Source organism: Pseudomonas sp. p1(2021b) (genome assembly GCF_020151015.1).
GTDB classification, from domain to species: Bacteria; Pseudomonadota; Gammaproteobacteria; order Pseudomonadales; family Pseudomonadaceae; genus Aquipseudomonas; species Aquipseudomonas putida_K.
Genome location: NZ_CP083746.1, coordinates 259,875 through 282,424 on the forward strand (window position 1 = coordinate 259,875; position 22,550 = coordinate 282,424).

The following is a 22,550-nucleotide window of genomic DNA, read 5'->3' on the forward strand; positions in this document are numbered from 1 at the left end:
TCGCTTACGTTTTCCAGGGTCATTCGCTGGGTGGAACGTAGCCTTCGGCCTGGGCGTAGTCTTCGCCGGCGAAGAACTTGTCCATCTCCGCCTGGAGGAATTTGCGGTCCTCGGCGTTCATCATGTTCAGGCGCTTCTCGTTGATCAGCATGGTCTGGTGCTTCTGCCACTCGTCCCAGGCCTTCTGCGAGATATTGTCGAAGATGTCCTGGCCCTTGGCGCCCGGGTAGGGTGGGCGGGGCAGGCCGGGGAGTTCTTCGTTGTACTTGCGGCACTTCACGGTGCGGGTCATCGGGCGTCTCCTGCAATCAATTCGTCGGCCGCGCGTTTGAGCAGCTTCTTGACCGGGGCGGCGAGGCCCAGGCGCGGCGGGGTGGCCAGGTTATACCAGAGCCAGTCGGGCTCGGCCACGGGCGGGCCGAGCGGGTCGACGCGCACCAGCCACGGCTCGATGGCCAGCTGGAAATGGCTGAAGGTATGGGTCAGTCCGTCCAGGGCCTGGCTGGCGGTGGTACGCAGGCCATGCTGGTAGGCCAGGTCGTCGACCTGCTCGAGGGTGTCCAGCTCCGGCAGGCTCCACAAGCCGCCCCACAGGCCGCTGGAAGGTCGGCGGTAGAGCAGGATGGCGCCGTCCTGGTTGGCCAGCAGGGGCATCAGTGTGCGGCGCTGGGGCAGCGTCTTGCGCGGCTTGGGTTCAGGGTAGTGGGTTTCCTGGCCGAGCAGGTGGGCTTGGCAGCCGCGCTGCAGTGGGCAGATCAGGCAACTGGGCTTGCTGCGGGTACAGAGCGTCGCGCCCAGGTCCATCATCGCCTGGGTATAGTGGTTGGCCCTGTGTTGCGGCGTGAAGCGCTCCGCGGTAGCCCACAGCATGTTGGCCACCTTGGGCTCGCCGGGGTAGCCGGCCTGGGCGGTGTAGCGGGCCAGCACGCGCTTGACGTTGCCGTCCAGGATCGGTGCGCGGATGCCCATGCTGATGCTGGCGATGGCCCCGGCGGTGGAGCGGCCGATGCCGGGCAGCTCGGTGAGTTGCTCGACACTGCGCGGAAACTCACCCCCATGGCGCTCGACCACGATCTGGGCGGCCTTCTGCAGGTTGCGCGCCCGGGTGTAGTAGCCCAGGCCCGTCCACAGGTGCAGCACCTCGTCTTCCGGCGCCTCGGCCAGGGCCTGCACGGTGGGCAGGGCCTGCATGAAGCGGTCGAAGTAGTTGAGCACGGTGCTCACCTGGGTTTGCTGCAGCATGATTTCCGACACCCACACCCGGTAGGGGGTGATGCCCTGTTGCCAGGGCAGGTCGTGGCGGCCGTGCTGGTCGTACCACTGCAGTACGGCACTGGAGAACTGCTCGGGGCTCATCGCTTGAACAGCCCCTTGAGCACGTCCTTCACTTCCGGGCTCACCTTGTCACCGAGTTTTTCGTCGAGCTTTTCCTGCAGGCGGTTGCCAGCCAGCTTGGCCGCCACCTTGCCCAGGCCGTCCTGGTCCAGGCGGCAGGCCTTGGCGCCCAGCTCCAGCGGGCCGCGGCAGCGCAGCGGGATCTCGACGCCGACATAGCGCTCGTTGACCTGGCAGGCCGGGTCCGGCATGGCGCGCTGGTCACCTTCGACGATCACGCCGACGTTGTAATCCATGCCCAGCACGCGCAGGTCCACATCGCCGCGACCGTTGACGGTCAGGCCAGGGATGCGTGCCCTGAGGTCCGGGTTGCTGGCCACGCCATTACGCACCACCAGGCTTCCGCGCAGCTCCTGGAAAGGTGTGTCCTTGCCGCGGGGTTCGCCGCTCAGGGTCTTGCGGTTGAGCGTCGCGATGGCGTGGCACAACTGCTGCTCGAGGTTGGCATTGACCAGCACGCCATCGGTGATGGTGAAGTTGGCGTTGCCGTTGAGGGTGTCGACCAGCGCTTTCTGGCTGTTGCCGGTGGCGGTCAGGTCGCTGGCCAGGGTCAGCAGGCCCTTGAGCGGCGGTGCCTGGTCAGGACGTTCGCTTTTGATGAAGTGTTCCACCGACACGCGATTGATTTTGGTGGTCACGCCGACCTGTGGCACGGCTGGGCGCACGTCGACCGTGCCCTTGGCCTCGAAGGTGCCGTCGTACAGGCCGCCGCGCAAGGTTTCGAGGGTCAGCAGGCCGCCCTGGCCGTTGGCCTTGAGCTGGGCGTCGGTGATCGGCAGCTTGTCCAGAGTCAGGGCACCGAACGCCAGGTCGGCCTGCAGGTCGACCTGGCGCAGGCGGTCCACCGGCAGCAGCTTGTCGTTGCTCCAGGCCACCTGGGTCGGCGCCTTGGGCAGCGGCGTGGTGCTCGGCCCGGCCACGGCCGTGGTTTCCTGCTGCTTGACCTCGGCCTGGCGTGCGGCGGTGGCGCCCTTGGCCTGCTCGCTCTTGGCCAGCAGGTAGCGGTCAGCGTCGAACGTGTCGCCTTTCAGGCGTACACGCAGCGCTTGTTTGGCGAAGTCTTCGATGGCCACGCGGCCGCTGAAGGTGCTGTCGTCCAGCTTCACCGCCAGGTCTTCCAAGGCCAGGCTGGTGGGGTTGGCCTGCAAGCGGGTGACCAGCTCGAGCTTGGCGAACGCGGCCGGGTCGGCGGTGGCCGGCAGCGGGTGGCCGATACTGTCGAGGAAGGTGCGCAGGTCGAACTGGGCGATGGACAGGCCACCGCTCAACTGCGGCGTCTTGTCCAGGTCGCGCAGGTTCAGCTCGCCCAAGGCGCGCAGCTGGTTGGCGGACAGCTTCAGGCCGTTCCACGACGCCACGTTGGCCGCCAGGTCGACCAGCAGCTGGCCTTGGGCGGCGAAGGTCATGGTCTTGCCGGCCAGCGGCTCGCCGGAAGTCTCGCCGGTCAGGCGCAGGTCTTCGAGGTTGTAGCGCTTGAGCTTGCGATCGAAGCGCAGCTCGCCGGCCAGCTCCGTGCGTGCCTTGAGGCTTGGCTGGCCGACACTGAGGAAGGCACTGGCCTTGAGTGGAATGTTCGAGCCTTCGTGGACCGCGCCGGTGCTCAGCTGGATGCTCTCGGCGCTGAAGGTCTGGCCGGTCTTGGCATCGGTGTACTGCACCCGGGCGTTGTTGACGGTCAGGCTGTCGATGTCCAGCTTGACCATGCGCTCGCGGCTATCCTGCTTGTTCGCCGAGGCGTCGGCATCGGCGGTAGCGGGGGCAGGGGGCGTGTCGCCCGGCGTGGCGCTGGCGCCTGGCGCGGGCAGCGGTTTGCCGATGTCCTCCCAGTTGCCATGGCCGTGCTCGTCACGGGCCAGGGTCAGGTTCAGGCCTTCGACGCGTACATCGCTCATCTGCACTTCACGGCGCAGCAGCGGTAGCACGCGGACCGACAGGCCGAGCATCTGCAGGTCGGCGAAGGGTTCCTTGGGCTTGGTCAGGGTGGCGATGCTGGCTTCGTGCAATTCCAGGCCCAGCCAGGGGAACAGGCTCCAGCCGATATCGCCATTCAAGGTCAGCTCGACGTGGGCCTTGTCGCGGGCCAGCTGGCGAATCTCGTCTTTATAGTCGTTGGGATCGAAGAGGTGGGTCAGGGCGAAGCCCAGCGCCACGATGATCAGCAGCAACCCGAGAAGCCCCAGCCCCAGGATTTTGCCGAACGCTTTCATGGGCGAGTCCTTGTAGTCCGTTTTTGAAATTCAAGCGGGAGAGTATAGCGCTGTGGGTATGACGTCTGCGTAGTTTGTGGCCTCGGCGATGGCAGGCTCGGCCCAATCGCGGGACGAGCCGGCGCCCACAGGATCGACACTGGCCTGCTGTTCGCCACACCGTGCCGCGTGCGAAACAGGGAAATTACAGATATGCGACATTGCCATATGTCATTCGCGTTCCAAGCGAGCGCGTTCTAGGCCTATAATGGCAGCCTTTTCGCCCAATGATTTTGCGGAGCTGGTGATGGTCGAACGTAAGGCTTCCGTCGAGCGCAATACCCTGGAAACCCAGGTAAAAGCCTCGATCAACCTCGATGGCAGTGGCAAGGCCCGATTCGATATCGGTGTGCCTTTCCTTGAACACATGCTCGACCAGATCGCCCGGCATGGGCTGATCGATCTGGACATCGAGTGCAAAGGTGACCTGCACATCGACGACCACCATACCGTCGAGGACGTCGGCATCACCCTGGGCCAGGCATTCGCCCAGGCCATCGGTGACAAGAAAGGCATCCGCCGCTACGGCCATTCCTACGTGCCGCTGGACGAAGCCCTGTCGCGCGTGGTCATCGACTTCTCCGGCCGCCCGGGTCTGCAGATGCACGTGCCTTACACCCGCGCCAGCGTGGGTGGCTTCGATGTCGACCTGTTCCAGGAGTTCTTCCAGGGCTTCGTCAACCACGCCCTGGTGACCCTGCACATCGACAACCTGCGTGGCCACAACACCCACCACCAGATCGAAACCGTCTTCAAGGCCTTCGGCCGCGCCCTGCGCATGGCTGTCGAGCTGGACGAGCGCATGGCCGGGCAGATGCCTTCCACCAAGGGATGCCTGTAATGCAGACGGTTGCGGTAATCGACTATGGCATGGGCAACCTGCACTCGGTGGCCAAGGCCCTCGAGCACGTAGGGGCGGGCAAGGTGCTGGTCACCAGCGACGCCGATGTGATTCGTGAGGCCGACCGCGTGGTGTTCCCGGGTGTTGGCGCGATTCGCGATTGCATGGCCGAAATCCGCCGCCTGGGCTTCGACAGCCTGGTGCGCGAGGTCAGCCAGGACCGCCCGTTCCTCGGTATCTGCGTGGGCATGCAGGCGCTGCTCGACCGCAGCGAGGAAAACGACGGCGTCGATTGCATTGGCCTGTTCCCTGGCCAGGTGCGTTTCTTCGGCAAGGGCCTGCAGGAGGATGGCGAGCACCTGAAGGTGCCGCACATGGGCTGGAACGAAGTCAGCCAGGTCAATGACCACCCCCTGTGGCATGACATCCCGGACCGCGCGCGCTTCTATTTCGTGCACAGCTACTTCATCGAGGCCGGCAAGGCGAGCCAGGTGGTCGGTCGCGGCCACTATGGCGTCGATTTCGCCGCCGCGCTGGCCGATGGCTCGCGCTTTGCCGTGCAGTTCCACCCGGAGAAGAGCCATACCCATGGCCTGCAGCTGCTGCAGAACTTCGTCGCCTGGGACGGGCGCTGGTAACCCATAGCTCCAAGCTTCGCGCTGCAAGCCTCGAGCAAGCTTGCAGCGCGTGACTTTCTGAGGAACAAGCATGCTGATTATCCCCGCTATCGATCTCAAGGACGGTGCCTGCGTACGCCTGCGCCAAGGCCGCATGGACGACTCCACGGTATTTTCCGACGACCCGGTGAGCATGGCCGCCAAATGGGTCGATGGTGGCTGCCGTCGCCTGCACCTGGTGGACCTGAACGGTGCCTTCGAAGGCCAGCCGGTCAACGGTGAAGTGGTCACCGCCATCGCCAAGCGCTACCCGAACCTGCCGATCCAGATCGGCGGCGGCATCCGTTCGCTGGAAACCATCGAGCACTACGTCAAGGCTGGCGTGAGCTACGTGATCATCGGCACCAAGGCGGTCAAGCAGCCTGAGTTCGTGGCCGAGGCGTGCAAGGCCTTCCCTGGCAAGGTCATCGTCGGCCTGGATGCCAAGGACGGCTTCGTCGCCACCGACGGCTGGGCCGAGGTCAGCTCGGTGCAGGTCATCGACCTGGCCAAGCGTTTCGAGGCCGATGGCGTCTCGGCGATCGTCTACACCGACATCGCCAAGGACGGCATGATGCAGGGCTGCAACGTGCCCTTCACCAAGGCACTGGCCGAAGCCACCACGATCCCGGTGATCGCCTCGGGCGGCATCCACAACCTGGGCGATATCAAGGCCCTGCTGGACGCCAAGACCCCGGGCATCATCGGCGCCATCACCGGCCGTGCCATCTACGAAGGCACCCTCGATGTCGCCGAGGCCCAGGCCTTCTGCGACAACTACCAAGGCTGAGGACTCGATATGGCACTGGCCAAGCGCATCATCCCTTGCCTGGACGTGGACAACGGCCGGGTGGTCAAGGGCGTCAAGTTCGAGAACATCCGCGACGCCGGCGACCCGGTGGAAATCGCCCGCCGTTATGACGAGCAGGGTGCCGACGAGATCACCTTCCTCGACATCACCGCCAGCGTCGACGGCCGCGACACCACCCTGCATACCGTCGAGCGCATGGCCAGCCAGGTATTCATCCCGCTGACCGTCGGCGGCGGCGTGCGTACCGTGCAGGACATCCGCAACCTGCTCAACGCCGGTGCCGACAAGGTGTCGATCAACACCGCCGCGGTGTTCAACCCGGAGTTCGTGGGCGAGGCCGCCGACCGTTTCGGTTCGCAGTGCATCGTCGTCGCCATCGATGCCAAGAAGGTTTCCGGCCCTGGCGAAACGCCACGCTGGGAGATCTTCACCCATGGCGGGCGCAAGCCGACCGGGCTGGACGCGGTGGAGTGGGCGAAGAAGATGGAAGGCCTGGGTGCCGGTGAGATCCTGCTGACCAGCATGGACCAGGACGGCATGAAGAGCGGTTTCGACCTGGGCGTCACCCGGGCCATCAGCGATGCGCTGGGGATTCCGGTGATCGCCTCCGGTGGTGTGGGCAACCTGCAGCACCTGGCCGACGGGATCCTGGAAGGGCATGCCAGTGCCGTGCTGGCGGCCAGTATCTTCCACTTCGGTGAGTACACGGTGCCGGAGGCCAAGGCCTACATGGCTTCGCGTGGAATTGTCGTTCGCTGAACGTTGAACGGGGCTGCTTTGCAGCCCTTTCGCGGCACAAGGCCGCACCTACAGGACAAGCGGTACGCATTCGCCTGTAGGAGCGGCCTTGTGCCGCGAAAGGGCCGCAAAGCGGCCCCGATAGCGCAATCACCCGTGGCTTTTGCCCAGCAACGCGTGATACAGCTCGCTGTCGCCGAGAATCCCTACCACCTTGTCGTTCTCCTGCAGCACCAGCTTGTTGCCGGTGTGGTAGCGGATCTGCAAGGCATCGCGCATGCCGATGTTGGCACTGACCAGAGTCGGCTTGCGGCCCAAGGTCTCCACATCCTGCCCCGGCGCCCAATTCTGCAGGTCCAGACCATTCTGGCCCTGGCGGGCGCGCTTGATCGAACCGCCTTCGCCCAAGTCCAGCCAGGAGTCGCCGCTCGGGTCCAGGCATACCGAGCCGTTGACCCGCTTGCAGTTGTCCAGGCTGCGCATCAGGCTGCGGCCGCACAGGACGTTGAGCGGGTTGGTGTGGGCCACGAAGGTCCGCACGTAGTCGTCAGCTGGGTTGAGGACGATCTCCTCGGGCTTGCTGTACTGGATGATCCGGCCATCTTTCATGATGGCGATGCGGCTGCCCAGCTTCAGGGCTTCATCCAGGTCGTGGCTCACGAACACGATGGTCTTGCTCAGTTTGCTCTGCAGGGCCAGCAGTTCGTCCTGCAGGCCCTGGCGGATCAGCGGGTCGAGGGCCGAGAAGGGTTCGTCCATCAGCAGGATGTCGGCATCCATGGCCAGCGCACGGGCCAGGCCCACACGCTGCTGCATGCCGCCGGACAGCTCGTCGGGCTTCTTGTTGCGCCACTGGGTCAGGCCCACCAGCTCGAGCTTCTCGTCCACCAGCTTGCGCCGCTCCTTCTCGGGGCGGCCCTGCATCTCCAGGCCGAAGCTGATGTTCTCGCGCACCGTCAGCCAAGGCATCAGGGCGAACTTCTGGAACACCATGGCGATGCGCTTGGTGCGCATCATCTTCAGCTCTGCCGGGGTGCAGTGGGCGATGTCGATGTGCTTGCCTTCATGCTCGACGAACAGCTTGCCACGGCTGACGGTGTTCAGGCCGTTGATGCAGCGCAGCAGGCTGGACTTGCCCGAGCCGGACAGGCCCATGAGCACGCAGATCTCGCCTTTCTTGATATCCAGGTTGGCTTTTTCGACGCCCACCACCAGGCCGGTCTTCTTGAGGATCTGCTCGCGGGTTTGGCCCTGGTCGAGCAGCGACAGCGCTTCGCGTGGCTTGTTGGAGAAGATGACGTCGACGTCTTCGAAACGAATGATGCTCATGACTCACCTCGCGCCGGCAGCTCAGGTTGCTTGCAGATACGGTCCAGCATGATCGCCAGCAGCACGATCGCCAGGCCGGCCTCGAAGCCGAGGGCGATATCGGCGGTGTTCAGTGCGTTGACCACGGGCTTGCCCAGGCCGTCGGCGCCCACCAGGGCGGCGATCACGACCATCGACAGCGACAGCATGATGCATTGGGTGACGCCTGCGGCGATGCTCGGCATCGCGTGGGGCAGTTCGATGCGGGTCAGCAGCTGGCGGCGCGAGCAGCCAAAGGCCTTGCCGGCATCGAGCAGCTCCTGCGGCACATCGCAGATGCCCAGGTAGGTGAGGCGGATGGGCGCGGCGATGGCGAACACCACCGTGGAAATCAGCCCCGGAACCACGCCCAGGCCGAACAGGGTCAGGGTCGGGATCAGGTAGACGAAGGTCGGCACCGTCTGCATCAGGTCCAGGACCGGGCGCATGGCGGTGTAGAACATTGGCTTGTGCGCAGCGACGATGCCCAGGGGCACGCCGATGGCCACGCAGACCACCGTGGCGAAGGTCACCTGCGCCAGGGTTTCCATGGTTTCCTGCCAGTAACCCAGGTTGAAGATGAGCAGGAACGAGAGAGCGACGAAAGCGGTCAGCGCCCATTTGCGCTGGATGAAGTGCGCCAGGGCGGCGAACAGGGCGATGAGGACGTAGGGGTTGAACCAGGTCAGGGAGCTGGTAACTCCGCTGATCATGAACTCGAGGCCCTGGGCGATGGCATCGAAATAGCTGGCGCCGTTCTGGGTCAGCCATTCGACGAAGGAGGCGATGTACTGCCCCAGCGGTATTTTCTGATCGATAAGCATGATAGCGAGCTTCCACCTGCAAAGATTGAAATCAGTCCGGGGCGGGCGAGCCCACCCCGAGGTAGTGCCAATTGCTACTGCATCCTTGTTGTTATTGCGTCAGTTTGGCCTTGGCCGCCTCCAGCCCCGGTTTGCCGTCCACGGTCGTCACCCCGGCCAGCCAGGTGTCGAGCACTTGCGGATTGTTCTTCAGCCACGCCTTGGCGGCAGCCTCGGGCTTCATCTTGTCGTCCAGCACGTTACCCATCAGGGTGCTTTCCATGTCGAGGGTGAACGACAGGTTCTTCAGCAACTGGCCAACGTTGCTGCATTCCTGTGTGTAGCCCTTGCGGGTATTGGTCAGCACGGTCGCCTTGCCGAATTCGGGGCCGAAGAAATCATCCCCGCCGGACAGGTACTGCATCTTGAAACGCTTGTTCATCGGGTGCGGTTCCCAGCCCAGGAACACCACCGCCTCGCCGCGCTTCTGCGAACGGTCCACCTGCGACAGCATGCCTGCCTCGCTGGACTGGACCAGCTTGAAGCCGGCGTCCTTCAGGCCGAAGGCGTTCTTGTCGATCATGCCCTGGATGGTGCGGTTGCCATCGTTGCCAGGCTCGATGCCGTAGATCTTGCTGCCCAGTTCTTTCTTGAACTTGGGGATGTCGGCGAAATCCTTCAGGCCTTTGTCGTACAGCGCCTGGGGCACCGCCAGGGTGTACTTGGCGTTCTCCAGGTTGGCGCGCACCGTCTCGACCGTCCCGGCGTCGCGGTACTGCTTGATGTCGTTCTCCATGGTCGGCATCCAGTTGCCGAGGAACACGTCCAGGTCCTTGCCGGCGGCCAGCGACTTGTAGGTCACCGGTACCGAGATCATGTTGGTGTGGGTCTTGTAGCCCAGGGCTTCGAGGACAACGCTGGTGACGGCGGTGGTCACGGTGATGTCGGTCCAGCCGACATCCGAGAACCGTACCGTCTGGCACTGCTCGGGCTCTACGGCCTGAGCCAGCAGAGGTGTAGCGAGCATCGCGGCCAGCAAGAGCGAGGGTGAACCTTTCATGGTGGACTCCTGTGATTTTTTCTTCGGGTTTCTCGCGGGGCGCCGGGCTTTCTCTAGGCTCCGGTCGACCAGGCCTGCAGAGGGCAGGTTGCGAGGCCGTGTATTACGAGTCGCTTTCGATAATCCCCCAGCGTTCGGCAATCGCCTACTGGTGGGGTCGTAACCAGTACAGGACGGGTCGCATCCAGTAAGGGCAATGTCGCATATGGATTTTTCCACCCTCCGCCGGGTGTTTTTGCGTCGCCAGGCCCCCTGAAAACGGCGGTCATGTGACCCGGACAGAGCGGCGTTGGTGGACAAAAGTACGTCGGTTGCAGACGGCGGGTGGTGGGTCAAAAGCCTGATGATGCGTGCATTCGCGGCAACCCGCGTCATTAGCCTAGCAGTTGCTCATCCCGCCATATGCCGCGGGCAGACAAGCCCATCAAGAGGTGATTCGACAATGGCCATCAGCGTGTTCGACCTGTTCAAGATCGGTGTCGGGCCTTCCAGCTCCCATACCGTTGGCCCCATGCGTGCTGGCGCCCTGTTCGTCCAGGGCCTGCGTGAACGAGGCGAGCTGGAGCAGGTGCGGCGAGTGGAAGTGCGGCTGTACGGCTCGCTGTCGGCCACTGGTGTCGGCCACGGTACCGACAACGCCACGGTCATGGGCCTGATGGGCGAATGGCCTGACGCCATCGACCCCACGGTGATCGCCCCACGTATCGCCGAGCTGCGCGAAACCAATACCTTGCAGCTCGATGGCCGCCTGCCGGTCGAGTTCGTCTGGGCGCGCGACATGCTGCTGCTGGATGAGAATCTGCCCTACCACCCCAATGCCATGACCCTGATCGCCGAAGGCGCGCAGGGCGAGTTGCACCGCGACACCTACTATTCGGTCGGTGGCGGCTTCGTCGTCGATGCCGCCCAGGCCGCCAGCGGTGTGCTGGACGCCGACCAGACCGTGCTGCCGTACGATTTCAACAGCGCGGCCGAGCTGCTGCAGCTGTGCAAGCAAAACGACCTGCGCGTGTCGCAATTGATGATGGAGAACGAGAAGGCCTGGCGCAGCGAGGAAGAGATCCGTGCCGGCCTGCTCAAACTCTGGAACGCCATGCAGGAATGCGTGAACAACGGCCTCAAGTACGAAGGCACGCTGCCTGGCGGGCTGAATGTTCGCCGCCGCGCTGCCAAGTTGCATCGCAGCCTGCAGGAGCTGGGCAAGCCCAACGTCATCGGTTCGACCATGAGTGCCATGGAATGGGTGAACCTGTTCGCCCTGGCGGTCAACGAAGAGAACGCCGCTGGCGGGCGTATGGTCACCGCGCCCACCAACGGCGCGGCCGGTATCATCCCGGCGGTGTTGCACTACTACATGCGTTTCTCCGACGTGGTGGACGAATCCAACGTCGTGGACTTCTTCCTCAGTGCGGCTGCGGTCGGCATCCTGTGCAAGAAGAACGCTTCCATTTCGGGTGCCGAGGTCGGCTGCCAGGGTGAGGTCGGTTCGGCCTGCGCCATGGCTGCTGCAGGCCTTGCCGAAGTGCTGGGCGCGACCCCGCCGCAGGTGGAAAACGCCGCCGAGATCGCCCTTGAGCACAACCTGGGCCTGACCTGCGATCCGGTCGGTGGCCTGGTCCAGGTGCCGTGCATCGAGCGCAACGCCATTGCCGCTGTGAAAGCGATCAACGCCGTACAGATGGCCCTGCGTGGCGATGGCGAGCACTTCATCTCCCTGGATCAGGTGATTCGCACCATGCGTGACACCGGCGCCGACATGCACGACAAGTACAAGGAAACGTCCCGTGGCGGCCTTGCGGTCAGTGCCATCGAGTGCTGATGCGCCATTCTGGCCCAAATCTGACCGGTGTGCCGCCTGCTGGCGCACCGGCAGCCTACCGATCGTCGCGTGTCGCTACGCGAAAGGGCTTTGTCGGTGACACTTAAGTCTGTCGCTTCTGGGCAACCTTCCCACAAGTGCTACCGAATTGCTCAAACGTTACAGGTGAAGGCGCTGCCTCGCCTGTTTGCGCTTATTTATCCGACCCGAGAAAAGGCCCGAAAACCGCGCAGCGCGACGTCGTTTTTGGGTTTTTTTGAATAGCCGTTCAATTTAGGCACGGCGTTTGCGTTGAAGTTGGCAAAGCCCCTGCATACGAACTGGGGCCATGACAAGAAACAGTGCCCGCCTGAGGCACGCCCTGCATTGTGCGAGGAGAAATCCGCGATGACGACCTACACCTCCGGGAATCCGACCCAGAACCGCACCGCTCCCCAGTCCATCGGGTTTCTCCTGTTGGACAACTTCACCCTCATTTCCCTCGCTTCCGCCGTCGAGCCGCTGCGCATGGCCAACCAGCTGTCCGGCCGCGAGCTGTACCGCTGGCATACCCTGACCGTCGATGGTGGCCAGGTCTGGGCCAGCGACGGCCTGCAGATCACCCCGGATGCGGCGATGCACAGTGCGCCACCCATGGACACGGTGATCGTCTGCGGCGGTGTGGGTATCCAGCGCACGGTCACCCGTGAGCACGTCACCTGGCTGCAGGCCCAGGCCCGGCAGTCGCGCCGCCTGGGTGCGGTGTGCACCGGCAGCTGGGCGCTGGCCTGTGCCGGCCTGCTCGATGGCTTCGATTGCAGTGTGCACTGGGAATGTCTGGCGGCCATGCAGGAGGCCTTCCCGCGGGTCAACATGAGCACGCGCCTGTTCACCCTCGACCGCAACCGCTTCACCAGCTCCGGCGGCACCGCGCCGCTGGACATGATGCTGCACCTGATCAGCCGCGACCATGGCCGCGAGCTGTCGGCTGCGATCTCCGAGATGTTCGTCTACGAGCGCATCCGCAACGAGCAGGACCATCAGCGCGTGCCGCTCAAGCATATGCTTGGCACCAACCAGCCGAAGCTGCAGGAGATCGTGGCGCTGATGGAGGCCAACCTGGAAGAGCCGATCGACCTGGACGAACTGGCCGTGTACGTGTCGGTGTCGCGTCGTCAGCTCGAGCGGTTGTTCCAGAAATACCTGCACTGCTCGCCGTCGCGCTACTACCTGAAGCTGCGCCTGATCCGCGCGCGTCAGCTGCTCAAGCAGACGCCCATGTCGATCATCGAGGTGGCCTCGGTATGCGGCTTCGTTTCAACGCCGCACTTCTCCAAGTGCTACCGCGAATACTTCGGCATTCCGCCGCGTGACGAGCGTGTGGGCTCCAACACTGCCCAGCAGGTAGCGATGATGCCGATCCCGCAGGCCATGGCCCTGACCCCGCACGCCGGCCCGATGGCTTCGCTGAGCCAGGCGCGCAACGAGTCGACGTTCGCCAGCGTAAGGCTCTGAAGCAAACGCATACCCCCTGTGGGAGCGGGCTTGCCCCGCGATTGCGTCGACAGGAACAACACTGTTGTTGCTACTGACGCCATCGCGGGACAAGCCCGCTCCTAAGGGGGTTTTTGTATGCGATGAAAAGGTAGATCAGGGGCGTTTGTTGAATTGGGCCAATGCCGGCAGCAACTGCTTTTCGATGGCCTGGCGCACCGCCGGCAGGATGGTGGCGCTGCTGGTGTACATTTGTTCGACCATCCCTTTGAGGGCCCGTGCGTTGGGCTCGGTCAAGCCGCGTACCACCGCTTCGCAAGCCTGCTCGGCCGTGGCGCCTGCCGGCATCTCGAAGCCCAGGGCGCGCAGGTGGCCCAGCAGGTCGTCTTGGTCAATCAAATCCGCATGCATCATGGTTTCTTGTCCTTGTTTGCCGCTGTGATTTACGACCGATTCTGTGTTCATGGCGACACACCCGCAAGGGCAGAATATCGCAATGGCCGCTTTGGCTAAGAACAGGTCGTTCCCGGCTAAATCCATTGTCGGGGAAGCCAGCAAACTGGCCTCATTCACGGTACGGAGGGCTTGGTCACCCTCACTCGTTAAAGTGGATGTTTGCTCGCTCTTGGCCCCGGATGCTCACGGCTTTCCGGGGTTATTTTTTTGTGCAAGCCGTGAGTTCTGCCAGTGATGCTTGCCTGGCCTCCTGCGATTCAATCGAGCTGAATTCTTTCGCTCGAGCAGGACTATGAAAAATTTCTGGAATAAAAGTTTATTGCTTTCAGGCGCGTTTGCCCTGGTGGCAAGCGTCTCCTCGTTCAGCCACGCACAATCCTCCAACCCTCGCTTGTTCGAGATTGACGGGCAAGGCGCCCTGCGGACTCTGCAGAGTGAGGCGGGCATTCATGACTATCTGGGTACGTTGATGAACGACCCGTCCACTGTGCAGATTCAGCGGGTTAATGTGAAGGCTGCGCTGATTGCGGCCGACACACAAATGCTTTCCCTACCGTTGCCGGACGGCAGGGAAGTGAACTTCCAGTTGAAGCGTTTCAATACCTCTGTTCCGGGAATGGACGGTTGGGTAGGCGACGTCCCATCGGACCGAACGCAGAGATTCACCTCGGACGCGGAGGTGGATATGGATCCCTTCAACTGGATCTCATTGGTTCGCGATGGTGACCAGCTGGTGGGAAGTATCCATGTCGATGGGCAGGCATACCGGCTGGAATATGTGGGGGCTGGACAACATGTACTGGTCAAGGTTGACGAGTCCAAATTGCCTCCGGAGGCAGAGCCCATGCCAAGCCCCGAAATAGATAATGTCGATCTCACGGTGGGCCATATTCCGCAATCGGCGCACAGTACAATCCGTGTTTTATTTGTATCCACGGAGCTGTCTCGGGCGAAATACCCGAATTATCGAGCGCAATTGGTAAAGGCCCTACAAGATGCCAACCAGTCCATGATCAATAGCCGAGTCAATATTACTTATGAATTGGCTGGATTTCATGATGCTGATTACAACGAAGAGGGGCACTCCTACGGGGCCCAGCTGAGCAGCCTAACAAAACGTGAAACTGATCTGGGTAGGGAGGTATACCGAACCCGTGATGCTTTAAGAGCAGATCTGGTTTCCATGCTATCGACGGGGCGGGAATATTGTGGGTTGGCCTATGTAAACGCAGGCAAGAGTTCAGCCTATTCGGTCATAAGCTGCCTGGGTTCTCTGGCTCATGAGCTTGGCCACAATCTGGGGGCCACGCATAACTGGGAGCCTGGTCAGGCAGAAGGCAACCCACCTTATATGTATGGGTACCGTTACACCGGTACGCCTCGTTTTCGTACTCAGCTGTCATATGACTGCTCTGGTGGCACTTGTCCAAGGGTTCTCTACCACTCGAACCCACGGGTGACCTATCAAGGCATACCCGTTGGGACGGCGAGAAATCATGATGTCGCGCGGCGTTTCAATGAGCGCAGGGAAACGGTTGAGAATTTCTATCCGCCCGTTCTCGACGTGACGCTTTACGAACATAGCCATCACGCTGGGCGCGCTTGTCGCTTTATTCAAGAAGTCGGTTCTGCCATCGACGTACGCCAGCAGTGTGGGGCGGAATGGGGGTCTATTGTAAGTTCTGCCAAAGTTTTAGGGTTGGCGCCAGGTATCACGGTGAGATTCGAAGGTGCGCCAGGCCACTATGAAGAATTTATCAGTAAGGCCTATAGAGGGGCGTTGCCTGTTTATCTGTTTGGCGAATATCCAGATATGAGCTCTGATATTGACTGGGTTAAAACAGGTTTCTCCATAAATGACAAGGTCAGCAGGGTAAGCATTTCTCGATAGCGCATGCGGCGTTGACTGAGCACAGACCGGGACATCTTCATGTCCCGGTCTTGGTCGCTAATGGCCCAGTCGGATCAAGCGCCCCACGAATTGTGGGGGCGAATGGTCCACAGCGCTGTTCATCAGCTGCTGCAGTGACGCTGCGCTTGATTCACTGAACGGTGCCGACTTCGGCCCCGCCAGGTCCACATGCAGCAGCATCTGTTCGCTGGCCGCCAGGGCCTCGTCGAAGCCTACCCGGTGCAGGCTGTGGTACAGGTGCAGGCGCTTCTTGTCGAAGCCGATGATCTGCGTCTGCACCCACACCTCGGTGCCGAGCTTCACTTCGTGCAGGTAGTTGATGTGCGCCTCCAGGGTGAACAGCGAATTGCCGCTCTGCCCACGACTGTCGGCATCCAGGCCGATGCGCTCCATCAGCGCATCGGTGGCGAAGCTGAAGATCAGCAGGTAATAGGCGTCGCGCAGGTGTCCGTTGTAGTCGACCCAGTCCTCCTGGACTGGGGTACGGTAGGTGATCAGTGCTGGCATGGCCGTCTCCTCAGTCGCCGAAGGCCATGCCGTGGCTTGCCTTGCTGTTCTTCACGGCGTCCAGCACCGCCAGCAGGGTGTCGTCGCGGTAGCGCTCAAGGGCCGCGATGCTGCGCTCGCCCAGTTGCTCGGCGGTGCCCTCGACCACATCGTCGATCAGCTTGTCAGTGAGCTCCGGTGCCGGCAGGTAGGTCCAGGGCAGCTTCAGCGCCGGGCCGAACTGGGCCATGAAGTGGCGCATACCAGCATCGCCACCGGCCAGGGTGTAGGTCAGGAAGGTGCCCATGAATGACCAGCGCAGGCCGGCGCCGAAGCGGATCGCGTCGTCGATTTCCCCGGTGCTGGCCACGCCATCGTTGACCAGGTGCAGGGCTTCGCGCCACAGGGCTTCGAGCAGGCGGTCGGCGATGAAGCCGGGGACTTCCTTGCGTACATGCAGGGGGCGCATGCCCAAGGCGGTGTAGATGACCTTGGCGGCTTCGATGGCCTCGGGCGCGGTGTGTTTGCCACCGACGATTTCCACCAGAGGCAGCAGGTACACCGGGTTGAACGGGTGGCCCACCACGCAGCGCTCGGGGTGGGTGGCCGACTCGTAGAATTCGCTGGGCAGCAGGCCCGAGGTGCTGGAGCCGATGATCGCGTTCGGCTTGGCTGCGGCGCTGATCTTGGCGTGCAGGTCGAGCTTCAGGTCCAGGCGCTCCGGGGCGCTTTCCTGGATGAAGTCAGCGTCACGTACGCATTCCTCGATGGTGGCCACGAACCGCAGGCGATCTTGTGAGGCGCCTGGCGCCAGGCCTTGTTTTTCCAAGGCTGGCCAGGCATTGGCGATACGTTTGCGCAAGGCTTGCTCGGCGCCTGGGGCTGGGTCCCAGGCGATCACGTCCAGGCCGTGGGCCAACGCGCGGGCGACCCAGCCGCTGCCGATCACGCCGCTACCGAGGGCGGCGAAGGTCTTGATCTCGGTGATGAAAGACATAGTGATACTCCAGGTGGCTTTAGCGGCGCTTGAGGTTCATTTTTTCGCGGCCTTCGGCCGGGGTCAGTACACGCGCGCCGAGGCGGGTGATGATTTCCACCGCACGCTCGACCAGTTGGCCGTTGCTGGCCAGCACGCCACGGTCCAGGTACAGGTTGTCTTCCAGGCCGACGCGCACGTTGCCGCCCAGCAGCACGGCTTGCGCCGCCATGGGCATTTGCATGCGGCCGATACCGAAGCCGGCCCAGGTGACGCCGGCTGGCAGATTGTCGACCATCGCCTTCATGGTGGTGGTGTCGGCCGGCGCGCCCCACGGGATGCCCAGGCACAGCTGGAACAGCGGGTCGTCCAGCAGGCCTTCCTTCATCATCTGCTTGGCGAACCACAGGTGGCCGGTGTCGAAGATTTCGAGCTCGGCCTTCACGCCCAGCTCAGTGATGCGCTTGGCGCCGGCGCGCAGTTGGCTGGGGGTGGAGACGTAGATGGCATTGCCGTCGCCGAAATTGAGCGTGCCGCAGTCCAGGGTGCAGATCTCCGGCAGCAGCGCCTCGACGTGGGCCAGACGCTCCAGCGGGCCGATCAGGTCGGTGCCTGGGCCGAACTCCATGGGCGTTTCGCCAGCGCCGATTTCGAGGTCGCCGCCCATACCGGCGGTGAGGTTGACGATCACATCGACGTCGGACTCGCGGATGCGCTCCATGACTTCGCGGTACAGCGCCACGTCACGGCTGAAGCGGCCGGTCTGTGGGTCGCGAACATGGCAGTGGACCACGGTGGCGCCGGCCTTGGCGGCTTCGATGGCGGACTCGGCGATCTGTTTGGGGGTGACCGGGACCAGGTGGCTCTTGGCAACGGTGTCGCCGGCCCCGGTCAGGGCGCAGGTGATGATGACGTCATGGTTCATGATGGTTCCTCGAGATGTCGGTGGCGGCCTGGGTGCCGTAGGAGCGGCCTTGTGCCGCGAAAGGGCTGCGTAGCGGCCCCATGTTCTTTCAGTGGGGTGCACGAATCCTTGGGGCTGCTTTGCAGCCCTTTCGCGGCGCAAGGCCGCTCCTACAGGCCGATGTGGCCGTGAAAATCGGTGTCAGTTGGCAGTGAGCTTGAGGTTCTCGGCGGCGGGTTTTCCGTCGAAGGTGGTCACCCCTTCGAGCCAGCGGGCCTTGTCCTCGGGGTGGTCCTTGAGCCACTGGCGGGCAGAATCCAGCGGGTCCTTGTGGTCGAGCAGCGGCTGCATCATGCGGCTCTCGTCCTCGGCGCTGAAGGTCAGGTTGGCCAGCAGCCGGTGGGCGTTGGGGCAACGTTCGGCGTAGTCCGGCGCGGTGACGGTCCATACCGTGGCGCGGCCTTCGTCAGGCCCCAGGGCATCCTGGCTGCCGCCCAGGTAAACCATGTCGAGGTTGACGTTCATCGGGTGCGGCGCCCAGCCGAAGAACACCACGGCCTGCTTGCGCCGCACGGCGCGGTCGACAGCGGCGAGCATGCCCGCTTCGCTGGACTCGACCAGCTGGAACTTGCCCAGGCCGAACTGGTTCTTGGCGATCATCGCCTTGATCTGGGTATTGGCGCCGGAGCCTGGCTCGATGCCGTAGATCTTGCCGCCCAGCTCCTTCTCGAACTTGTGGATATCGGCGAAGCTCTTCAGGCCCTCGTCGGCCAGGTATTTCGGCACCGCCAGGGTGGCCCGAGCGTCTTCCAGGCTGGGTTTATCCAAGACCTTGACCTGCCCCGCCTGGACGAACGGCGTGATGGTCTGGGTCATGATCGGGTTCCAGTAGCCCAGGAACATGTCCAGGCGCTTGTCGCGGATACCAGCGAAGATGATCTGCTGGGACGCGCTGGTCTGCTTGGTCTGGTAACCCAACCCGTCGAGCAGCACCTGGGCCATGGCGCTGGTGGCGATGACGTCGGTCCAGTTGACCACGCCCAGGCGCACGTTCTGGCAGGCGGCGGGCTCGGCGGCGAGGAGGGGCGTGGCGAGGGTGCTGCTCAACGCGAGGGACAACAAGCTGCGGCGGATGAAGCTGTGCATGGTGGCTCTCCAACGGCAGTGCATATTGTTATTGGGTCCGGCCTCTGCGGGCCGTGTGAACACGCTACGCTGGTGACGGGGTGGAAATTCGCACCCTGGCGACCAACAATTGCACGGAGGCGACCACTTTTGCCGTGGAGCATGCGATGCCGGAAACCATTCATTTCCTCTTGTTGCCGGGCTTCTCGGCAATGGGGTTCATCAGCGCCCTGGAACCGCTGCGCGTGGCCAACCGGTTCCGCGGCCCGCTGTACCGCTGGCGTGTACTGAGCCTGGACGGCGGCGCGGTGGAGGCCAGCAATGGCATGTCGGTGAACGCCGATGGGGTGCTGGGGGAGGGGGAATCTGCGCGCATGCTGTTGATCGTGGCAGGCTTTGACCCCTTGGCCTGTTATGGCGTGGCGTTGCATCAGGCGCTGCGGCGTCTGGACCATGAAGGTGTGTTGCTGGGGGGCATCGACACCGGTGCGATGGTATTGGCCGAGGCTGGGCTGCTCGACGGCCATCGGGCGACCGTGCATTGGGAAGCGCTGGAGGCGTTCAAGGAGCGCTATCCACGATTGCAGGCGACCCAAGAGCTGTTCGAGATCGATCGTCGGCGCATCACCTGTGCTGGGGGGACCGCGTCCATCGACCTGATGCTCGACCTCATTGGCCAGGGCCATGGCAGCGAGCTGGCGGTGCAGGTGTCGGAGCAGTTCGTGCTCGGACGTATCCGTCCGCGACAAGACCATCAGCGCATGGAGATCGCCACCCGCTATGGCCTGCGCAACAAGAAGCTGGTGCGGGTGATCGGCGAGATGGAGCGCAATACCGAGCAGCCGCTCAACACCGAGGTGCTGGCCGACGGTGTGCAGATCACCCGGCGCCAGCTGGAGCGGTTGTTTCGCCTGCACCTGAACGACACGCCCAGTGGTTTCTATTTGCGACTGCGCCTGGACAAGGCGCGGCAACTGTTACGCCAGACCGACATGAGCGTGCTGGAGGTGAGCATCGCCTGTGGCTTCGAGTCGGCGTCGTATTTCACCCGTTGCTATCGGGCACGGTTCGAGCGTTGCCCGCGGGAAGATCGGCGGGTCCAGGCCGCGACCTGAATGTGGCCCCCATCGCGGGACAAGCCCGCTCCCACAGGGTTATCGCTGTTCATACGGTTTGCGCGGTACCTGTGGGAGCGGGCTTGTCCCGCGATGGGGCACCGCCGCTGTCACTGCTGGGCGATGGACTGCAGATACTCCGACCGCTCATCGCTACGCTGCGCCAAGCAGGTGTTCCAGGCCGCTTCGAACGCCTTGCCGCCCGGTTTCTCGGCAAAGGTCTCGACCTTGCAGTCGGCGTCGCGCAATTGGGTCCACAGGGCCTGGGCAGCCTGCAGGCGGCTGGTCAACTGCCGCACCTTGTCGTTTTCGTCCGGGTACTGGTCGGTAATGCGCTGGATGAGATCGTCGAACGCCGCCGCGAGCTCCCGTTCGGCGGTCTGCTTGTTGTAGGCCGCACAGGCATAGCTTTGCGTGTCGTTTTCGACAGTGTCGCAAGGCGTGCTTTCGTCCTCGTTGGCCTGGGCGCCCAGGGCCACGGCCACCAGGGCCAGCCATGCCATTGATTTCATCCGTTTTCTCCTCAACAGGCTGACGAATCGCCGGGATTCTCGCTCACTCCGGGGGCGCTTGGTAGCTCTCTGAAGAAAAGTTCATAAAGCCTGAAAACGCCGTTGTCGAGACCGCCTCTCATCGCCGTATGGCGCACCAGAGGGCGCCTTGTCGGCCTTTGACGCTTTCGGCAAACCCCCTGTCGTTTTTGCACCGGGGCGCCTCGGGCCGCAGGCATATGCTGGCCCCCAAAGCGCCGGCACAAGGTTTGGCGCGAGCAAACTCAATAAAAGGGGACAGCCTGATGAGCCCAGCCGAATTGCACGCCGACAGCATCGTCATCGACGGTCTGATCATCGCCAAGTGGAACCGCGAACTGTTCGAGGACATGCGCAAAGGTGGCCTCACTGCGGCCAACTGCACGGTGTCGGTCTGGGAAGGCTTCAAGGCGACCGTCGACAACATCGCTTCCAGCCAGAAACTGATCCGCGAGAACAGCGACCTGGTCATGCCGGTGCGTACCACCGCCGACATCCGCAAGGCCAAGGAGCTGGGCAAGACCGGCATCCTCTTCGGCTTCCAGAACGCCCATGCCTTCGAAGACCAGATCGGCTACGTGGAAGTGTTCAAGCAGCTGGGCGTGGGCATCGTGCAGATGTGCTACAACACCCAGAACCTGGTGGGCACCGGCTGCTACGAGCGCGATGGCGGCCTGTCGGGCTTCGGTCGTGAGATCGTCGCCGAGATGAACCGCGTCGGCATCATGTGCGACCTGTCCCACGTCGGCTCCAAGACCAGCGAGGAAGTCATCCTCGAGTCGAAGAAGCCGGTCTGCTACTCCCACTGCCTGCCTTCGGGCCTGAAGGAACACCCACGCAACAAGTCGGACGAAGAGCTGAAGTTCATCGCCGACCACGGCGGCTTCGTTGGCGTGACCATGTTCGCACCGTTCCTGGCCAAGGGCATCGACTCGACCATCGACGACTACGCCGAGGCCATCGAATACACCATGAACATCGTCGGTGAAGACGCGATCGGTATCGGTACCGACTTCACCCAGGGCCACGGCCAGGACTTCTTCGAGTACCTGACCCACGACAAGGGCTACGCCCGTCGCCTGACCAATTTCGGCAAGATCATCAACCCACTGGGGATCCGCACTGTCGGCGAATTCCCGAACCTCACCGAGACCTTGCTCAAGCGCGGCCACTCCGAGCGTGTGGTGCGCAAGATCATGGGCGAGAACTGGGTAAACGTCCTCAAGGATGTGTGGGGCGAATAAGCCGCACTCCGAGCCTGAAGGCCCCGGCCAGCAACGTCGGGGCAACCAATAAAAATTTTTCTGGAGTTGAGTTTCCATGGCCAAGATCGCCCCGCAATTGCCAATCGAAGTCGATACCGAGACCGGTGTATGGACCACAGACGCCCTGCCGATGCTGTATGTGCCGCGTCACTTCTTCGTCAACAACCACATCGGTATCGAAGAAGTACTGGGCGCTGACGCCTACGCCGAGATCCTCTACAAGGCCGGCTACAAGTCCGCCTGGCACTGGTGCGAAAAAGAAGCCGAATGCCATGGCCTGGAAGGCGTCGCGGTGTTCGAGCACTACATGAAGCGCCTGTCGCAGCGCGGCTGGGGCCTGTTCGAGATCCAGGACATCGATCTGGACAAGGGCACCTGCAGCGTCAAGCTCAAGCACTCTGCATTCGTCTACGTCTATGGCAAGTGCGGCCGCAAGGTCGACTACATGTTCACCGGCTGGTTCGCCGGCGCCATGGACCAGATCCTCGCCGCCCGTGGCAGCTCCATCCGTACCGTGGCCGAGCAGGTCTACGGTGGTTCGGAAGAAGGCCACGACGACGGCCTGTTCATCGTCAAGCCGTTGTAAGTCGGA

Annotated in this window: 22 protein-coding genes; 10 read left to right on the top strand and 12 right to left on the bottom strand. The window is 63.0% G+C overall.

The genetic code is table 11. The annotated features are described in order from the left end of the window. Positions 1-19: 19 nt before the first annotated feature. Genes K8374_RS01165 through K8374_RS01175 form a run of 3 tightly spaced genes read right to left on the bottom strand, consistent with a single transcriptional unit; the run spans position 20 to position 3,602 of the window. A complete protein-coding gene (locus tag K8374_RS01165) occupies positions 20-292 on the bottom strand; it encodes an oxidative damage protection protein (RefSeq protein WP_196143928.1) in 273 nt (90 codons plus the stop codon). Next, positions 289-1,356, bottom strand: coding sequence for an A/G-specific adenine glycosylase (gene mutY / locus K8374_RS01170; RefSeq protein WP_224457640.1), 1,068 nt, complete (start codon positions 1,354-1,356; stop codon positions 289-291). The genes K8374_RS01165 and mutY overlap by 4 nt, the downstream gene beginning before the upstream one ends. Continuing rightward, on the bottom strand, positions 1,353-3,602 hold the full coding sequence (locus K8374_RS01175) for an AsmA family protein (protein WP_224457641.1): 2,250 nt from the start codon (positions 3,600-3,602) through the stop codon (positions 1,353-1,355). Before K8374_RS01175 ends, mutY begins: the two co-directional genes overlap by 4 nt. 286 nt (positions 3,603-3,888) lie before the next feature. Between K8374_RS01175 and hisB the strand changes: the two genes are divergently transcribed. From hisB to hisF, 4 genes are all read left to right on the top strand, one after another. After that, complete coding sequence (gene hisB / locus K8374_RS01180; RefSeq protein WP_084856616.1) at positions 3,889-4,482, top strand: imidazoleglycerol-phosphate dehydratase HisB; 594 nt, start codon at positions 3,889-3,891, stop codon at positions 4,480-4,482. Continuing rightward, positions 4,482-5,120 carry an imidazole glycerol phosphate synthase subunit HisH gene (hisH, locus tag K8374_RS01185; RefSeq protein ID WP_224457642.1) on the top strand — a complete coding sequence of 213 codons (639 nt, stop codon included), beginning with the start codon at positions 4,482-4,484 and terminating at the stop codon, positions 5,118-5,120. Before hisB ends, hisH begins: the two co-directional genes overlap by 1 nt. A gap of 70 nt (positions 5,121-5,190) precedes the next feature. Next, positions 5,191-5,928, top strand: coding sequence for a 1-(5-phosphoribosyl)-5-[(5-phosphoribosylamino)methylideneamino]imidazole-4-carboxamide isomerase (gene hisA / locus K8374_RS01190; RefSeq protein ID WP_224457643.1), 738 nt, complete (start codon positions 5,191-5,193; stop codon positions 5,926-5,928). 9 nt (positions 5,929-5,937) lie between these two features. Further along, the gene (hisF, locus tag K8374_RS01195; protein WP_084856393.1) at positions 5,938-6,708 is read left to right on the top strand and encodes an imidazole glycerol phosphate synthase subunit HisF; all 771 of its coding nucleotides are present in this window, start codon (positions 5,938-5,940) and stop codon (positions 6,706-6,708) included. Positions 6,709-6,837: 129 nt separating this feature from the next. Here hisF and choV read toward each other — a convergent pair whose 3' ends face one another. From choV to K8374_RS01210, 3 genes are all read right to left on the bottom strand, one after another. Beyond that, positions 6,838-8,016, bottom strand: coding sequence for a choline ABC transporter ATP-binding protein (gene choV / locus K8374_RS01200; RefSeq protein ID WP_224457644.1), 1,179 nt, complete (start codon positions 8,014-8,016; stop codon positions 6,838-6,840). Next, positions 8,013-8,861 carry a choline ABC transporter permease subunit gene (choW, locus tag K8374_RS01205; RefSeq protein ID WP_172403014.1) on the bottom strand — a complete coding sequence of 283 codons (849 nt, stop codon included), beginning with the start codon at positions 8,859-8,861 and terminating at the stop codon, positions 8,013-8,015. The genes choV and choW overlap by 4 nt, the downstream gene beginning before the upstream one ends. Positions 8,862-8,949: 88 nt before the next feature. After that, positions 8,950-9,897, bottom strand: a complete 948-nt coding sequence (locus K8374_RS01210; protein WP_224457645.1) for a choline ABC transporter substrate-binding protein — start codon at positions 9,895-9,897, stop codon at positions 8,950-8,952. A 442-nt stretch (positions 9,898-10,339) separates the two neighbouring features. Between K8374_RS01210 and K8374_RS01215 the strand changes: the two genes are divergently transcribed. Both K8374_RS01215 and K8374_RS01220 read left to right on the top strand, forming a co-directional pair. After that, entirely contained in the window at positions 10,340-11,716 is a 1,377-nt protein-coding gene (locus K8374_RS01215) for an L-serine ammonia-lyase (protein ID WP_224457646.1), read from the top strand. A 387-nt stretch (positions 11,717-12,103) separates the two neighbouring features. Further along, a complete protein-coding gene (locus K8374_RS01220; RefSeq protein ID WP_084856383.1) occupies positions 12,104-13,210 on the top strand; it encodes a GlxA family transcriptional regulator in 1,107 nt (368 codons plus the stop codon). A 135-nt stretch (positions 13,211-13,345) separates the two neighbouring features. Here K8374_RS01220 and K8374_RS01225 read toward each other — a convergent pair whose 3' ends face one another. After that, positions 13,346-13,603, bottom strand: a complete 258-nt coding sequence (locus tag K8374_RS01225) for a hypothetical protein (protein WP_224457647.1) — start codon at positions 13,601-13,603, stop codon at positions 13,346-13,348. A gap of 334 nt (positions 13,604-13,937) precedes the next feature. Between K8374_RS01225 and K8374_RS01230 the strand changes: the two genes are divergently transcribed. Continuing rightward, entirely contained in the window at positions 13,938-15,536 is a 1,599-nt protein-coding gene (locus K8374_RS01230; RefSeq protein ID WP_224457648.1) for a zinc-dependent metalloprotease family protein, read from the top strand. A 57-nt stretch (positions 15,537-15,593) separates the two neighbouring features. Here the strand turns inward: K8374_RS01230 and K8374_RS01235 are convergent, their stop codons facing one another. The 4 genes from K8374_RS01235 to choX form a co-directional block, all read right to left on the bottom strand. Further along, positions 15,594-16,064: a thioesterase family protein gene (locus K8374_RS01235; protein WP_224457649.1), complete on the bottom strand. Its 471-nt coding sequence runs from the start codon at positions 16,062-16,064 to the stop codon at positions 15,594-15,596. 10 nt (positions 16,065-16,074) lie between these two features. Then, entirely contained in the window at positions 16,075-17,040 is a 966-nt protein-coding gene (locus tag K8374_RS01240; protein WP_224457650.1) for an L-carnitine dehydrogenase, read from the bottom strand. 19 nt (positions 17,041-17,059) lie between these two features. Next, a complete protein-coding gene (locus tag K8374_RS01245) occupies positions 17,060-17,944 on the bottom strand; it encodes a 3-keto-5-aminohexanoate cleavage protein (RefSeq protein WP_196143940.1) in 885 nt (294 codons plus the stop codon). A gap of 180 nt (positions 17,945-18,124) precedes the next feature. Next, complete coding sequence (gene choX / locus K8374_RS01250) at positions 18,125-19,069, bottom strand: choline ABC transporter substrate-binding protein (RefSeq protein WP_224457651.1); 945 nt, start codon at positions 19,067-19,069, stop codon at positions 18,125-18,127. 146 nt (positions 19,070-19,215) lie between these two features. Here choX and K8374_RS01255 point away from each other — a divergent pair, with 146 nt between their 5' ends. Beyond that, positions 19,216-20,163, top strand: coding sequence for a GlxA family transcriptional regulator (locus tag K8374_RS01255; RefSeq protein WP_224459247.1), 948 nt, complete (start codon positions 19,216-19,218; stop codon positions 20,161-20,163). A 110-nt stretch (positions 20,164-20,273) separates the two neighbouring features. On the opposite strand, the gene K8374_RS01260 is transcribed toward K8374_RS01255, so the two are convergent. Further along, the gene (locus tag K8374_RS01260; RefSeq protein ID WP_224457652.1) at positions 20,274-20,675 is read right to left on the bottom strand and encodes a lysozyme inhibitor LprI family protein; all 402 of its coding nucleotides are present in this window, start codon (positions 20,673-20,675) and stop codon (positions 20,274-20,276) included. 284 nt (positions 20,676-20,959) lie between these two features. On the opposite strand from K8374_RS01260, the gene K8374_RS01265 reads away from it, so the two are divergent. Together K8374_RS01265 and K8374_RS01270 are read left to right on the top strand one after the other, a co-directional pair. Further along, positions 20,960-21,937, top strand: coding sequence for a dipeptidase (locus K8374_RS01265; RefSeq protein WP_084856366.1), 978 nt, complete (start codon positions 20,960-20,962; stop codon positions 21,935-21,937). Between the two features lie 76 nt (positions 21,938-22,013). Beyond that, a complete protein-coding gene (locus K8374_RS01270; RefSeq protein ID WP_043211077.1) occupies positions 22,014-22,544 on the top strand; it encodes a DUF5943 domain-containing protein in 531 nt (176 codons plus the stop codon). Positions 22,545-22,550 lie beyond the last annotated feature (6 nt).

Bases quoted from the DNA above. Each gene is read 5' to 3' on its own strand.
- hisA (WP_224457643.1), top strand. From the start codon at position 5,191: ATGCTGATTATCCCCGCTATCGATCTCAAGGACGGTGCCTGCGTACGC.
- hisF (WP_084856393.1), top strand. From the start codon at position 5,938: ATGGCACTGGCCAAGCGCATCATCCCTTGCCTGGACGTGGACAACGGC.
- K8374_RS01225 (WP_224457647.1), bottom strand. From the start codon at position 13,603: ATGATGCATGCGGATTTGATTGACCAAGACGACCTGCTGGGCCACCTG.
- K8374_RS01265 (WP_084856366.1), top strand. From the start codon at position 20,960: ATGAGCCCAGCCGAATTGCACGCCGACAGCATCGTCATCGACGGTCTG.
- K8374_RS01245 (WP_196143940.1), bottom strand. From the start codon at position 17,944: ATGAACCATGACGTCATCATCACCTGCGCCCTGACCGGGGCCGGCGAC.
- K8374_RS01270 (WP_043211077.1), top strand. From the start codon at position 22,014: ATGGCCAAGATCGCCCCGCAATTGCCAATCGAAGTCGATACCGAGACC.
- choX (WP_224457651.1), bottom strand. From the start codon at position 19,069: ATGCACAGCTTCATCCGCCGCAGCTTGTTGTCCCTCGCGTTGAGCAGC.
- K8374_RS01260 (WP_224457652.1), bottom strand. From the start codon at position 20,675: ATGAAATCAATGGCATGGCTGGCCCTGGTGGCCGTGGCCCTGGGCGCC.
- K8374_RS01210 (WP_224457645.1), bottom strand. From the start codon at position 9,897: ATGAAAGGTTCACCCTCGCTCTTGCTGGCCGCGATGCTCGCTACACCT.
- K8374_RS01165 (WP_196143928.1), bottom strand. From the start codon at position 292: ATGACCCGCACCGTGAAGTGCCGCAAGTACAACGAAGAACTCCCCGGC.
- choV (WP_224457644.1), bottom strand. From the start codon at position 8,016: ATGAGCATCATTCGTTTCGAAGACGTCGACGTCATCTTCTCCAACAAG.
- K8374_RS01240 (WP_224457650.1), bottom strand. From the start codon at position 17,040: ATGTCTTTCATCACCGAGATCAAGACCTTCGCCGCCCTCGGTAGCGGC.
- K8374_RS01220 (WP_084856383.1), top strand. From the start codon at position 12,104: ATGACGACCTACACCTCCGGGAATCCGACCCAGAACCGCACCGCTCCC.
- K8374_RS01230 (WP_224457648.1), top strand. From the start codon at position 13,938: ATGAAAAATTTCTGGAATAAAAGTTTATTGCTTTCAGGCGCGTTTGCC.
- K8374_RS01235 (WP_224457649.1), bottom strand. From the start codon at position 16,064: ATGCCAGCACTGATCACCTACCGTACCCCAGTCCAGGAGGACTGGGTC.
- hisH (WP_224457642.1), top strand. From the start codon at position 4,482: ATGCAGACGGTTGCGGTAATCGACTATGGCATGGGCAACCTGCACTCG.
- hisB (WP_084856616.1), top strand. From the start codon at position 3,889: ATGGTCGAACGTAAGGCTTCCGTCGAGCGCAATACCCTGGAAACCCAG.
- K8374_RS01215 (WP_224457646.1), top strand. From the start codon at position 10,340: ATGGCCATCAGCGTGTTCGACCTGTTCAAGATCGGTGTCGGGCCTTCC.
- mutY (WP_224457640.1), bottom strand. From the start codon at position 1,356: ATGAGCCCCGAGCAGTTCTCCAGTGCCGTACTGCAGTGGTACGACCAG.
- K8374_RS01175 (WP_224457641.1), bottom strand. From the start codon at position 3,602: ATGAAAGCGTTCGGCAAAATCCTGGGGCTGGGGCTTCTCGGGTTGCTG.
- K8374_RS01255 (WP_224459247.1), top strand. From the start codon at position 19,216: ATGCCGGAAACCATTCATTTCCTCTTGTTGCCGGGCTTCTCGGCAATG.